The following is a 12,924-nucleotide window of genomic DNA, read 5'->3' as shown; positions in this document are numbered from 1 at the left end:
CGCACCGCTGCGTCGCGGCGCCGCTGCTTCGCTGCGTCAGCGCAGCCACGCGAGCGCGATCACCGCGCCGCACAGGACCGCCAGCGCCAAGACCACCGCGCCGATCCGCGCGCCCGACCAGCGCTTCTCGGCTCCGCCCTCCACCATCGCCGCGCTCATCCATACCCCGGCAACCTCTTGCTCAAGGGCATCCATCGCCCCCGCCTGGGCCTCGATCTGAGCGAGCTCCTTCCGCACGTCCTCGCCCCGCGCGATCCGAAACAGCAGCGAGCCTCGCGCCCGTGCTCTCTTCAGGATCCGGAGCTGCTCCTCTCTCGCCTCCGGCGTGTCCGAGTACCAAACCGGATCGAGCCCCGGAGGCAGCCCCTCCGGCGGCTTCTTCGGCGATGCCATCGCGTCATCCTCCGCACGACGACTGACCTGCGAAGTCCCAGCAGCTCCCTTCACTCCCTGGCGCTCCGGCGTTTTCCGAGGCTCCGCCAGGACCGGCGTTGCCGCCGGCGCCAGGTGTGCCGGCGGTGAAGTCCACCGCCGGCGCTTCGCTTGGCGTCACCGCATACGCAACGCCTACGGCATAGCCGCCCCGGCCGCCACCTCCAGCACCACCTGGACCGCCTGCACCACCCTTTCCGCCGTCGCAGCCGGCTTTGCTGGGCGGCGTCGTCGATGCCGTCCCGCCAGCGGCGCCATTGCCTCCAGCGGCGCCATTTTGCCCCGCTACCCCGGCACCTCCGTTGCCGGCCTTACCCACCGCGATCGTCACCCCGGTCAGCGTCAGGCGGTTGCCCAGGCTCACGATCCCACGCTCGATCCGCCCGCCTGCCCGCCTCCGCCTCCCTTGCCTCCGCAGCCCCCGGCCCCGCCGCCTCCGCCGCTGGCCCCGACGCCGTCGACGGTGTCTGGTCCGACCTGGCAGAACAGCCCCGCCTTCGCTCCGCCGCCTCCACCTCCGCCTTGACCACGGCCGCCGGTTGAACCGGGAGCGCCGTCGCCGCCGCTCAGGCCCTTCAGCGCAAGCGTCGCGCCAGTCCCTCCGGCGCCGGCAGGACCGCCGGTGCCGTCCCGTCCATCATTTCCTGGTCTGCATCGCCCGTTGGGATCCGACAGGTCGCTCTGTCCTACGCCGCCCAGGCCATCGCCGAATGGATTCTCCTCCGGCACCGGCCCGCCATCCGTCCCAACCTGCCCGTTGCCCTTGTCCGTCGCCGTGATGCCTCCCGGCCCGCCGCTCCCCCCGGCCGTCTCGCCGTCCTCGCAGCTCGTCACCGCTCCGGCACCGCCCAGCACCGCGTTGTCCGCAACGCACGCGTTCGACGCGCTCCCCGCCTCCGCGCTCGCCCCGGCCACCGGCGCCTCGCTCGGCGTCGCCCCCTTGGCCCCATCCATCGCATCGCCCGCGGTCACCTCCACCTCTGCGAGCTCCGCCTCGACGTCCGCCACCACCACGCCGATCGACGACCCGCCCGCCTGCGTCGCGTTCGCCGCACGGATCGCGAACCCTTCCACCAGCGCCCCGTCCGCGCCCTCGCCGATCGTCAGCGCCACCGCGTCCGCCGGCCCCGCGATCCCGCTCTTCCTCCCCTCATCCAGCGTCCACCCCGCGCACGCGAAGCTCCCGATCACCTCGAGCCCCGCTTCGACCTTCACGCTCTCCTCGAACGCCTCCCCCTCGTCCGCGCATGCGTACACACGCTTGCCTTCCGCCGCCGCCTTCTCGATCGCCTCCTGCAGCGATCCGTAGGGGCTCTGCTTCGTGCCCTCTCCCTCTCCCGCTCCCGCGGCCCCCGCCTGCGCGAACACACCGCACGCCTCGCTCACCACGCTCGGGTCTTCCCGCGGATCCGCCTCGCACGGGGGTAGTGGTCAACTTTGCCCAGAGAGAGTCCACATGAAGGCGGGAAGGCGGGAAGATCATTCAGGTTTTCTTCCCGCCTTCCCGCCTTCATGTTCAAATTTGACCACTACCGCCTCGCGTACCTCGCGAGCCGGCCGCCGTTCGTCGCCTCGTCGTCCCAGGCCACGTCGAACCGATCGGAGGTCTCCGCGACGAACGAGCGCGCCGCCCAGCTCGCCGCGCGGTGCAGCCGGCGGTGCTGCCGCTCCCGGTGGAGACCGTCGCGGATCTCGCCGTCGATGAATGCATACGCATACGTGGTGAAGCGGACCCCGTGCGCCGGGTCGAATCGAGACGCCGCCATCACCGCCCCGGTGTACGCGTACGCGAGGAGCTCCTCCTGCTGCTCGGGCCGCACGTGCGGCGCATACACCGCCACCCTGGCCCGGACCAGGCCGATCGCCTCCGCCACCAGCGCCTGCTGCTCCGGGGTCAGCGGTCCCCCAGGAGGCGCCGTGCCGCTCCGGCTCATCGCTTGCTCGCGGCGCGGCGCCGCCCCTTGCCCCGAGGATCGCCGCGCTCGGCGCCATCCGCCGCGGCAGGCGCGCCGCCCCGCGCGAGCTCGTGGCTCTCGTCGGGCGGGGGCCGCTGCTGAAGGGCCCGGAGCAGCGCGACCGGATAGGGGTGCGCCGACATGAGGGTGGTGCTGTCATTTGCCCAGAGAGGTTCCACATGAAGGCGGGAAGGCGGGAAGATCATTCAGGTTTTCTTCCCGACTTCCCGCCTTCATGTTCAAATGACAGCACCACCCCATAGCCGATCGCGACGCCGGACTCGGATAGCTGGGCGTATGGGCGGGGTGTGGGCTCGCCGTCCGGGCAAGCATGGCCGGACCCGCCTTGCCTGGTTGGCTGCATTTCCTTTTTTGGAACGCAGACTCATGACGCCTGCGACGTGAGGCACAAGATCCACACTCATGTCGACAGCGCATGGCATCACGGTCCGTCACGCCTTCACAGGATCCTGCCGGCACGGGGCGCTGAGCCCGGCTGGTATGGATTCGAGCCCGCGTGATGCGCTCAATCACGTTCTCGGTCCGGCTCGGCGGCCCGGCCGACGATGCCCGAGCCCCGTGGAGCACCGCGCACGCGGCCTCATCGCCCTCGCCGAGCGTGTCGCGCATCAGGAACCCCCTCCATGCCCCTCGCCTCCCCGTACACGATCACCATGCCTCTCTCCCTCGATGGCAGAGCCGTCGTCTATCGTGCGGTCAGGAGCGCCGATCGCTGCCCGGTAATCCTCAAGGTGCTCGATCCGCGGCGCAGCCGCCCGAAGGACCGCGAGCGGCTGAAGCACGAGTATGAGCTCGGACAGCTGCTCGACGCCCGGGCCGTCATCAAGCCGCTCGCCCTCGAGACGTACCAGGGCATGCCGGCCCTCATCCTGGAGGACTTCGGCGGCCAGTCCCTCGATCACCTGCTCGGGACGCCCATGGGGATCGAGCGCTTCCTCCCCCTCGCGATCCGCATCGCGGCGGCGGTCGCGGACGTTCACCAGCAGGACATCATCCACAAGGACCTGAAACCCGGCAACATCCTCGTCAACCCCGCCTCCGGCGAGGTCAGGATCGCCGACTTCGGGTTCGCGTCCCGCCTCCCCCGCGAGCAGCAGCGCGCGCAGCCCCCCCGGCTCATCGAGGGCTCCTTGCCCTATCTATCGCCGGAGCAGACAGGTCGGACGAGCCGGGCCATCGACAACCGCACCGATCTCTACTCGCTCGGCGTGACGTTCAATCAAATGCTCACCGGCAGGCTCCCCTTCGAGGCGCGCGACCCGGTCGAGTGGGTCCATTGCCACGTGGCCCGCGTCCCCACGTCGCCGTCGGAGCTCGTCCCCGAGGTGCCCGAGACGATCTCGCGCATCACCCTGAAGCTCCTCTCCAAGATGCCCGAGGATCGCTACCAGAGCGCTCGCGGCCTCCAGCGCGACCTGGAGAGGTGCCTCGCAGAGTGGAGCGCGAGCGGGCGGGTGGAGCCGTTTGCGCTGGGCGAGCGAGACACGACAGGCCGGCTCCAGATCCCGCAGAAGCTCTATGGCAGAGAGGCGGAGGTCGCCACCTTGCTGCAGGCCTTCGGCCGCGTGGTCGCCACGGGGACGCCGGAGCTCCTGCTCATCTCCGGGTACCCCGGGATCGGCAAGAGCGCGCTCGTCCATGAGCTGCACAAGCCGATCATTCGGGAGCGGGCCTTCTTCCTTTCGGGCAAGTTCGATCAATACAAGCGCGACATCCCCTACGCCACGCTCGTCCAGGCCTTCCAGGAGCTCGCGATCGAGCTCCTTGCCGAGAGCGAGGAGCGGATCGCGGCGTGGAGACGGCAGCTGCTCGACGTCCTCGGGGTCAACGCCCAGCTCATCGTGGAGGTGATCCCGCAGGTCGAGCTGATCGTCGGACGGCAACCGCCCGTCCCCGAGCTGCCGCCGACCGAGGCGCAGAACCGCTTCCGCATGGTGCTCCGGCACTTCATCGGGGTGTTCGCCCAGAAGGAGCACCCCCTCGCGCTCTTTCTCGACGATCTCCAGTGGGTCGATGCGGCCAGCCTCGGGCTGCTCAAGGACCTCTTGGCCCACCCTGAGATGCGCTATCTCCTCATCATCGGCGCCTACCGCGACAACGAGGTGTCCCCCACCCACCCGCTCCTGGTGACGTTGGACGAGGTGCGGAGAGACGGCGCGCGCGTCTCGGACATCGTGCTCGGCCCGATACCGCGCGAGCACCTCGCCGCGTTCGTCGGCGAGGCGCTCCGCTGCCGCCTCGAAGACGGCGCACAGCTCTCCGATCTCGCCTACGAGAAGACGGCCGGCAACCCCTTCTTCGCCATTCAGTTCCTCCTCTCGCTCCATGAAGAGCGCCTGATCGAGTTCGACGAGCGCACGGAAGCCTTTCGGTGGGACGTCGCGAAGATCCGCGAAAAGGGCTACACCGACAACGTGGTCGACCTGATGGTCGGCAAGCTCAGGCGGCTGCCCGCGAAGACCCAGGAAACGCTGAAGCAGCTCGCCTGTCTGGGAAATACCGCCGAGGTCGCCCTCCTGGCGATGGTTCGCGGCAGTGTGGAGCACGACGTGCACGCGGACCTCTGGGAGGCCGTCCGCGCGGGCCTCGTCATCCGCGTGGACAGCACATACAAGTTCCTCCACGACCGCATCCAGGAAGCGGCCTATTCGCTCATCCCGGAGGAGCTGCGCGCCGAGATGCATCTTCAGCTCGGCCGGCTCCTCTTGTCTCGGTTGCCAGAGCAGGGGATCGCAGAGCGGGCCTTCGACGTCGCAAACCAGCTCAATCACGGCGCCCACCTCCTCACCGACCCGCGCGAGAAGGAGGCGCTCTGCCGGCTCAACTTCCTGGCGGGGACCAAGGCAAAAGCCTCGGTGGCCTACGCGTCGGCTCGCAGCTACCTGGCCCAGGCGACATCCCTGCTGCCACCGGACGCCTGGAGCGCACGGAACGAGGATGCATTCACGCTCCACCTGGAGCTCGCCGAATGCGAGTACCTCGTCGGCCGCTTCCAGCAGGCCGACGAGCTGTTCGACCTGATTCTCCAGAACGCCCGCTCCAGGCCCGACCGATCCAGGGCGTACCGATCGCGCCTGCGGCTCTACCAGATCGCCGGACGGCACCGCGACGCCGTGGCGGTCATGATCCAGGCCCTGCAGCTCTACGGGGTGATGCTCCCGGAGTCCGACGAGGAGATCCGGATGGCCGCGGAGGCCGAGATCCGGCAGGTCTCGATCAACCTGCAGGGGCGCCCCATCGCCGACCTCGTCGATGCGCCTGTAGCCACCGACGAGAGCGCGCGGGCGCTCATCGGCCTGATCGCCGAGTCGTTCCCCATCGTATACACCTCGCGACCAGCGCTCTGGGTCCTGCTCACCGCCAAGGGGGTGAGCGTCTCCCTGCAGCGCGGGCACGCCGAAGAGTCCTCCTTCATCTATAGTAACTACGGCATGGTGCTGGTCTCGTTCTACCGCGACATCCCGCGCGCGCTCCAGTTCTCCGAGATGGCGCTCAGGCTGAATGAAAAATTCAAGAGCGCCACGGCAAAACTGAAAGGGAAGCTGCTCTTCCAGAATGCAAGCGTCATCAAGGTCTGGTGCGGGCGCTTCGCGGCGAGCCTCCCGCTCATGGAGCAGGCCTTCCTCGCTTGCCTCGACATCGGAGATCTCGTCTTTGCCGGCTACTTGACCTACAACATGACATGGCTCGTTCTGGAGAGCGGAGAGCCGCTCGTTCATGTCATCGATGTCGCGCGGAAGCACATCGCGTTCGCCCGGCAGACCCACAATGACGTGGTGTACCATGTCCTCCGGCTCGAAGAGCAGTTTGCAGCGAGCCTGAGGGGAGCGACGCAGGCGCCCACGAGCTTCAGCGACGACACCTTCGACGAGGAGAGCTGTATCGCGGCCCTCAAGAAGGCGGGCTTCGGCCTTGGAGTTACATACTACCACGTCATGAAGCAGATCGCGACATTCACCCATGAACGCTATGCCGAAGCGCTGGAGTCCGCGACCAGCGCCACGTCGATGCTGCACCAGGTGGCATCCATGGCGATCGAGGCGATGCATCACTTCTACCACGCGCTCACGCTGACGGCGCTCTATGCGCAGGCCCCTGCCGAGCAGCAGCGGCAGTTCGCGCAGACGCTCGTGAAGCAATTGCAGAAGCTGGAGCTCTGGGCCGACAACTGCCCCGAGAACTTCCGGACCCGCTACGCCCTGGTATCAGCCGAGGTCGCCCGCACCGAGGGCCGGGACCTCGACGCCATGCGCTTCTATGAAGAGGCCGTCCACTCGGCGCGCGACAGCGGCTTCGTCCACGTTGAAGCGCTCGCCTACGAGCTCGCATCTCGGTTTTACCGGGCGCGAGGGTTCGCGCGCTTCGCCGACACCTACTTGCGCGAGGCCCGCTCCTGCTATGTCCGCTGGGGCGCCGACGGCAAAGTCCAGAGCCTCGACCGATGCTACCCCGAGCTCGTCGAGCGACCATCGGCCGCGCTCACCGCCACGTTCGTGGCCGCGCCCGAGCAGCTCGACCTGTTCTCGGTTGTCAAAGCCTTGCAGAGCATCTCGTCCGAGATCCTCTTGCCGAAGCTCAGCGAGACGCTGCTGCAGATCGTGCTCCAGCAGGCGGGCGGGCAGAGAGGGGCGCTGATCCTGGTCCGCGACGGCGAGCTCGCCGTCTACGCCGAGGCCACGACCGACGGGACGGAGATCCGCGTCGCGAGCCACAAGGGCGTCCCGGCGTCGGCGGCGGCGTTCCCGATGTCGATCCTCCACTACGTCGCGCGGACGCGTGAGCCCGTCATCCTGGACGAGGCCGCCGTGGCGACGCGGTTCGCTTCGGACGAGCACCTCACCCGGAGACGGCCGCACTCGCTGCTGTGCCTCCCCATCGTACGGCAGGCGCGCCTGAGCGGCCTTGTCTACCTGGAGAACAACGTCGCGACGGGGGCGTTCACGGCCGGCACGATCCGGGTGCTCGAGCTGCTCGGCGCGCAGACGGCCATCTCGCTCGACAATGCCATGCTCTACGCCGACCTCGAACGGAGCCAGATGGAGATCAAAGCAGTGCTCGACAACATGGTCGACAGCGTCTTCGTCGTCGACCGGAACGGGCGCGTCACCCTGGCCAACCATGCGGCGGCGCGCCTCGCAGGGCTCGCGAGCCCGGACGAGGCGCGCGGGCCCATCGCGGACCTGGTGCGGCGGCTCCGCTTCGACCGCCCGAACGGGACGCCCTACGAAGCGGAGCAAACGCCGCTCGTGCGCGCGCTCGGCGGCGAGACGGTGGCCCTGGATGAGGGGACGATCTCGCTCCCCGGCGCGGAGCGGACCCGCTACGTGCACACGAGCGCGTCGCCCATGCGCGATGCGGGGGGGCAGGTGGTGGGCGCGGTGGCGGTCGTGCGGGACGTCACCGAGCTCGTCGAGCTCGACCGGCTCAAGGACCAGTTTCTCCGCGTGGCCGCGCACGAGCTCAAGACGCCCGTGACGGTGATCATGGGCTATGCCGAGATGCTCTTGCGCACGGCGACGGAGCTGCCGCCGGGTCAGCGCCGGATCGTGGACGGGCTGCTGCGGGGCGCCGACCGGATCGAGCGGATCGTGGCCGATCTGCTGTTCCTTTCGCAAGTCCAGCTCGGCCGGCTGGATCTGGTGCTCGAGCGCGTGGATCTCGGGGAGCTGGTCGAACGCATGGCGACGCGCCTGGAGCAGGGGGCGCGGTCGCGCCGCATCCGGGTCACGTGCGCCGAGCCCGTGGTGCTCCAAGGGGACCGCGAGCTCTTGGAGCGGGTCGTGGCGCACCTGCTCGACAACGCGCTGCGGTACTCACCGGATGGCGGCGAGGTGGAGCTCTACGTGCGGATGGCGGACGCGCTCGACGCCCTGGTGTCCGTGCGCGATCAGGGGGTGGGGATCCCCGTGGAGAAGCGGGCGCGGATCTTCGAGCGCTTCCATCGCGCCCACACCGATACGCCCCACGATTACGGAGGGATGGGGACGGGGCTGTACCTGTCGCGCGCGATCGTGGTGCGCCACGGAGGCGAGATGTGGTTCGAGAGTGAGGAAGGCCGTGGCAGCACGTTCCACGTCCGCCTGCCCCTTACATGCGAAGGTGCGACCGCACCATCCTGACCAGCTGGTCGCAGTGAAAGGGCTTCGCGATCCACCCTGCGGCGCCGATCTCCTGGGCTCGAAGGGCGGCGTGCTCGGCCGCGGTCAGGACCATGATGGGCACCGACCGGCCGTATCGGTTCTGAAACTCCCGCGCGAAGGTCCGGCCGTCCATGACCGGCATCTTCATGTCGAGCAGGATGAGGTCGGGCATGTGTTCACCTATCCTCTCCAGAGCCTCTTGTCCGTGCCGCGCTGTCTGCACATGGAATCCCTCCACCGAGAGCGTCATTGCCACGAGCTCGCGCAGGTCGTCGTCATCTTCCGCAACGAGAATATTCATCGTCACCTCGATCTCCATGGCCCCCAGAGTGACCGATAAGGCTCAGGCCACCTTTCCGTTCACTCAGCGCGGGAGCCCGATGACCCCGTCGAGCTCTCTTCAATATCGATCCGTCAGCCGTTAGCCATCAACGCTCATTTCCTATACTGTACTGTACAGCCGTTCCTCGCTCCTGGCGCGCCGGCACAGACGGACTCGACCGAGAGCATCCTCATGGCCATTCGAGTATAGCCATTCCGATTCACGTCGGCCTTCAGAAAACCCCTCATCGCCGGATGGTTACTCCGTCGGCAACCGCCTTTCCGCCGACAGGCAGGTCCGACGGCAGGCATGCGGCCTGGCTCTGCCTGCAAGCCCACGACCGAGGTGATCGTGACGACCCTGCCGCCCTGCTGGCTCGCCCGTCGCTATGCTCGGCAGGGAAAAGGCGAAGCTCGCCATGGATGGATTGACGAGAGGGATCGCCGCTGGACGGCTGAAACAATCGAGGCCGGCGACACGCGTCAAGGCCATCGCTTCTTCGGCGTGCCCCGAGCAGCGTGAGCCAGCCGCCCGCCCGGCCCCCCCGCGCGGCGCCGCACCTCGCCGCGGGCCGGCCGGCGAGCGCGGCGCAAAGCCACGCTCGCCGCGCAGCGTGGCATCCTGCCACAGCTGCGACATCCCGCCCGACCGTGACGCGCCCGCGAGACGCCGTCAGACCGCCGCGTGCACCGCGCTTCGCAGCTGGAGCGCGTGTCGCTCTCCGTTGATAGGCATGCGCAGGACACGTATCATGCGCACCATGGCAGACGCGGCGGACGGCTCGCCCGGCTTCAGCTCTGGAAGCGCGAACGGCGGCGATCCCCCCGCGCCGCTCGCGCCCGACGTCGCGGATACGCTGCAGGGCGTCGACACCGTGGTGCGCGACCGTCCCCCCACGCGGGCGGAGCCGCCGGCCGAGCGGAACGGCGACGGCTCCACGCTGAGCGACGAGGACCTCTGGCGGGCCGCGGCGCGCTCGAGCCTGCACGAGGGAGGCAGCTCGGTTCAGGTGCCGCCCGAGGGCACGTTGCTCGGAGGGGTCTACCGCATCGTCGGTCGCCTCGGAGAGGGGGCGATGGGCGTCATCCTCCTGGCGCGCGACGAGCAGCTCCAGCGGGACGTCGCCATCAAGCTGCTCCGGCCGGAGCAGCTCGACAACGCGCAGATGCAGGCCCGCCTGCTGGCGGAGGCGCGGGCGATGGCGCGCGTCCACCACCCGAACGTCGTCGAGATCTATGCGTTCGGCGAGTACGAAAACGCGCCGTATTTCGTCATGCAGTACGTGCCTGGGGTCACGCTCGACACGCATGTCCACAGCAAGGGGGGCCGGCTCGGCCTCGACGAGGCGCTGAGCGTCCTCGACCAGGCCTGCCTCGGCGTCGCGGCGATCCACGCCTCGGGCATCGCCCACCGCGACGTGAAGCCGAGCAACATCCTCGTCGGCCAGGCCCTCCGCGTCGTGGTGGCCGATCTCGGGCTCGCGAAGCGGATCCCCCGCGGCGATCGGGTCGAGCTCGCCTTCTCCGGCACCCCGGCGTACCTGGCGCCGGAGGTGGCGCTGGGCCGGCAGCTCGATCCCGCGCTGCTGCCGCGCATCGACGTCTACGCCCTCGGGGTGGTCGCGTACTACCTGCTCGCCGGCCGCCTGCCGTTCCAGAGCACGAGCACGGTGGATCTGGTCATGCAGCACGCGTATCAGCCCCCGATCCCGCCGAGCGAGATCTGCCCTGATCTGCCGCCGTCGTTCGACGCGCCGGTGCTCGCGGCGCTGGCCAAGGAGCCCGACCAGCGCACGGCGAGCGCGGAGGCGCTGCGCGAGGCGCTGCTCGACGCGCGCGGCGCCATGCCGGCGTACGCGCGCACGACGCGCGTCGTGGTCGCCGACGACAGCCCGTCGTTCCGCAGCTTCCTCGCCAGCGTCCTCGCGGAGGCGCTGCCCGGCGCGGCCATCGAGACAGCGCCCGACGGCGCCGCGGCGCTGGCGGCCATCGAGGCGAACCGCCCGTCGCTCGGCGTGTTCGACCTCGACATGCCCGGGCTGGACGGCATCGCGCTCACGGCGGCGGTGCGCAGGCTCCCACAAGGGGATTTCCCGATCATCGTGGCGACCGGGACCGGGGGCGCGGCCGACTGGCAGTGCCTGTCGCGCCTCGGCGCGTCGGCGTTCCTCGTCAAGCCGTTCGACGCGGGGCAGCTCATCACCCTGGCGCGCGCGCTCGTGGGCGTCGCCGAAGAGCAGAAGCGCCGGCCATGAGGGGCGGGGCGAAGACCCTGGCCTCCGCCGCGGCGGGGGTGGAGCACGCGGCGTGGCGCGAAGCTTGCCGGCGGGAGAGCGCCGATGTCCGGCGTGGTCGAGGCTCCCGATGAACGACAGCGCGATGAAGGTCCTTCTTGTGGATGACGACGAGGTCGACCACCTCGTCACACGGCGGCTCCTCCGCGACGTTCCCCGCACCCGGTACGACGTGACGTGGCTGAGCAGCTCGGACGAGGCGATCCAGGCGCTGCGCGCCGGCGGCTACGACGTGTGCCTCCTCGACTTCCGGCTCGACGCCCGGACGGGCCTCGACGTCGTGCGTGAGGCCAACCACCTCGGCTGCGCGATCCCCATCATCATGCTGACGGGGGTCGGCGACGAGGAGATCGACATGGCCGCGATGAGCGCGGGCGTCGCGGATTACCTGGTGAAGGGGAGGTTCGACGCGCAAAACCTCGAGCGCACGATCCGCTATGCGATCGAGCACAAGAGGTGCCAGCTCAAGCTCAAGCAGTACGCCGACACGCTGGAGGAGAGCAACCGGCAGCTCGTCCAGATGCACGAGGAGCTCGCGGCGAAGAACGCGGAGCTGGTCCGGCTGAACGAGGAGAAGAACCGCTTCGTCGGCATGGCGGCCCACGACCTCAGGAACCCGCTCGGCGTCATCCTCGGCTACAGCGATTTCATGCTGATGAGCCACCGGCGCGGGGAGCCGACGTCGCTGCTCAAGGAGGGCGGCGTCGAGATCGTCAACATGATCAGGAGCTCGAGCAAATTCATGCTCTCGCTCATCAACGATCTGCTCGACGTGTCGATGATCGAGCTCGGCAAGCTGAGCCTCGACAGGAAGAGCACGGATCTCGTCCAGCTCGTCGAGTCGAACGTCGCGCTCAACATGGTGCTGGCGGGGCAGAAGAATATGAAGCTCGTCGTCGAGAGCGACGAGGGCGTCCCGCGGGTCGAGGTCGACGTCCACAAGCTGGAGCAGGTGCTCAACAACCTCATCAGCAACGCCATCCACTACGCGCCTCCGGGCACGACCATCCGCGTCCGGGTCCACGGCGGCCGGGGGGAGGACGCCGGCGGGGGGGCCGAGGTGCTCCTGTCGGTGAAGGACGAGGGGCCCGGGATCGCGGCGGAGGACCTCGGGAAGCTCTTCCGGCCGTTCGGGCGGGCGAGGACGGTCAGCACCGGGGGGGAGCGCTCGACGGGCCTCGGGCTGGCGATCGCGCAGCGGGTCGTCGAGGGCCATGGCGGGCGGATCTGGGTGGAGAGCGTGGTCTCGAAGGGGTCGACGTTCTTCGTGGCGCTGCCGGTGGCGCGGGCGGAGGAGAAGGAAGAGGCCGCGTGACGGGGGCGCGACGAGCGCGGGCCCCGCGCCGCTCGACGTCACGATAGAAGGCGTCGAGCGCCCCGCAGACCGGCAAGAGCCGACGGCAACCAGCGCTGTCCGAACCGTCGTGTGGGAAGACGCCGCCAACTGTGAGCTTTCGGCGCTCCGCTCCACCAAGAACCCATCCTGCGCCACGCAGAGCAATCCGCTCTGCCGCCGTTCCGTAACAGCATTCCACATTGAGGAGCCACTCCAGAAGGTGGATACTCCGCTGGATGCAAGCTCACGGTCCGCGGTAGCGCGAAGCCGCGAAGACCGGCTCGATCGCGGGCTGCGCCGTGCCGGACGCGCCCTCGACCGCTCGCCGGAGACTCGCCGCACCGCCGCCCTCGGGCCGCGACGTTCCGACCACGTTGAACCGTGTAGGACACATCGATGTGCGCAGTCTCCGCACCTCATGCGAG

The 12,924-nt window shown here is 69.1% G+C and carries 8 protein-coding genes; 3 read left to right on the top strand and 5 right to left on the bottom strand.

The features are described 5' to 3' along the window. Positions 1-36: 36 nt before the first annotated feature. The 4 genes from WMF39_RS12475 to WMF39_RS12460 form a co-directional block, all read right to left on the bottom strand. On the bottom strand, positions 37-393 hold the full coding sequence (locus WMF39_RS12475; RefSeq protein WP_437745753.1) for a hypothetical protein: 357 nt from the start codon (positions 391-393) through the stop codon (positions 37-39). Between the two features lie 399 nt (positions 394-792). Beyond that, positions 793-1,818: a hypothetical protein gene (locus WMF39_RS12470; RefSeq protein ID WP_437745752.1), complete on the bottom strand. Its 1,026-nt coding sequence runs from the start codon at positions 1,816-1,818 to the stop codon at positions 793-795. Between the two features lie 143 nt (positions 1,819-1,961). After that, a complete protein-coding gene (locus tag WMF39_RS12465) occupies positions 1,962-2,366 on the bottom strand; it encodes a sigma factor (RefSeq protein WP_437745751.1) in 405 nt (134 codons plus the stop codon). After that, positions 2,363-2,530, bottom strand: a complete 168-nt coding sequence (locus tag WMF39_RS12460; RefSeq protein WP_437745750.1) for a hypothetical protein — start codon at positions 2,528-2,530, stop codon at positions 2,363-2,365. The genes WMF39_RS12465 and WMF39_RS12460 overlap by 4 nt, the downstream gene beginning before the upstream one ends. A 531-nt stretch (positions 2,531-3,061) precedes the next feature. Here WMF39_RS12460 and WMF39_RS12455 point away from each other — a divergent pair. Continuing rightward, positions 3,062-8,527, top strand: a complete 5,466-nt coding sequence (locus tag WMF39_RS12455; RefSeq protein WP_437745749.1) for an AAA family ATPase — start codon at positions 3,062-3,064, stop codon at positions 8,525-8,527. Here WMF39_RS12455 and WMF39_RS12450 read toward each other — a convergent pair. After that, entirely contained in the window at positions 8,496-8,867 is a 372-nt protein-coding gene (locus WMF39_RS12450; protein ID WP_437745748.1) for a response regulator, read from the bottom strand. The genes WMF39_RS12455 and WMF39_RS12450 overlap by 32 nt on opposite strands. Before the next feature lie 763 nt (positions 8,868-9,630). Between WMF39_RS12450 and WMF39_RS12445 the strand changes: the two genes are divergently transcribed. Continuing rightward, complete coding sequence (locus tag WMF39_RS12445) at positions 9,631-11,124, top strand: protein kinase domain-containing protein (protein ID WP_437745747.1); 1,494 nt, start codon at positions 9,631-9,633, stop codon at positions 11,122-11,124. Positions 11,125-11,233: 109 nt separating this feature from the next. Then, complete coding sequence (locus WMF39_RS12440; RefSeq protein WP_437745746.1) at positions 11,234-12,478, top strand: ATP-binding protein; 1,245 nt, start codon at positions 11,234-11,236, stop codon at positions 12,476-12,478. Positions 12,479-12,924 lie beyond the last annotated feature (446 nt).

It is taken from the genome of Sorangium sp. So ce1504 (assembly GCF_051521635.1).
Classification (GTDB): domain Bacteria; phylum Myxococcota_A; class Polyangia; order Polyangiales; family Polyangiaceae; genus Sorangium; species Sorangium cellulosum_B.
This window is presented reverse-complemented; position numbering and strand designations above follow the sequence as displayed.

Coding starts and splice junctions, on each gene's coding strand:
- WMF39_RS12460 (WP_437745750.1), bottom strand. CDS start 2,530: ATGTCGGCGCACCCCTATCCGGTCGCGCTGCTCCGGGCCCTTCAGCAG.
- WMF39_RS12455 (WP_437745749.1), top strand. CDS start 3,062: ATGCCTCTCTCCCTCGATGGCAGAGCCGTCGTCTATCGTGCGGTCAGG.
- WMF39_RS12465 (WP_437745751.1), bottom strand. CDS start 2,366: ATGAGCCGGAGCGGCACGGCGCCTCCTGGGGGACCGCTGACCCCGGAG.
- WMF39_RS12450 (WP_437745748.1), bottom strand. CDS start 8,867: ATGGAGATCGAGGTGACGATGAATATTCTCGTTGCGGAAGATGACGAC.
- WMF39_RS12445 (WP_437745747.1), top strand. CDS start 9,631: ATGGCAGACGCGGCGGACGGCTCGCCCGGCTTCAGCTCTGGAAGCGCG.
- WMF39_RS12440 (WP_437745746.1), top strand. CDS start 11,234: ATGAACGACAGCGCGATGAAGGTCCTTCTTGTGGATGACGACGAGGTC.
- WMF39_RS12475 (WP_437745753.1), bottom strand. CDS start 393: ATGGCATCGCCGAAGAAGCCGCCGGAGGGGCTGCCTCCGGGGCTCGAT.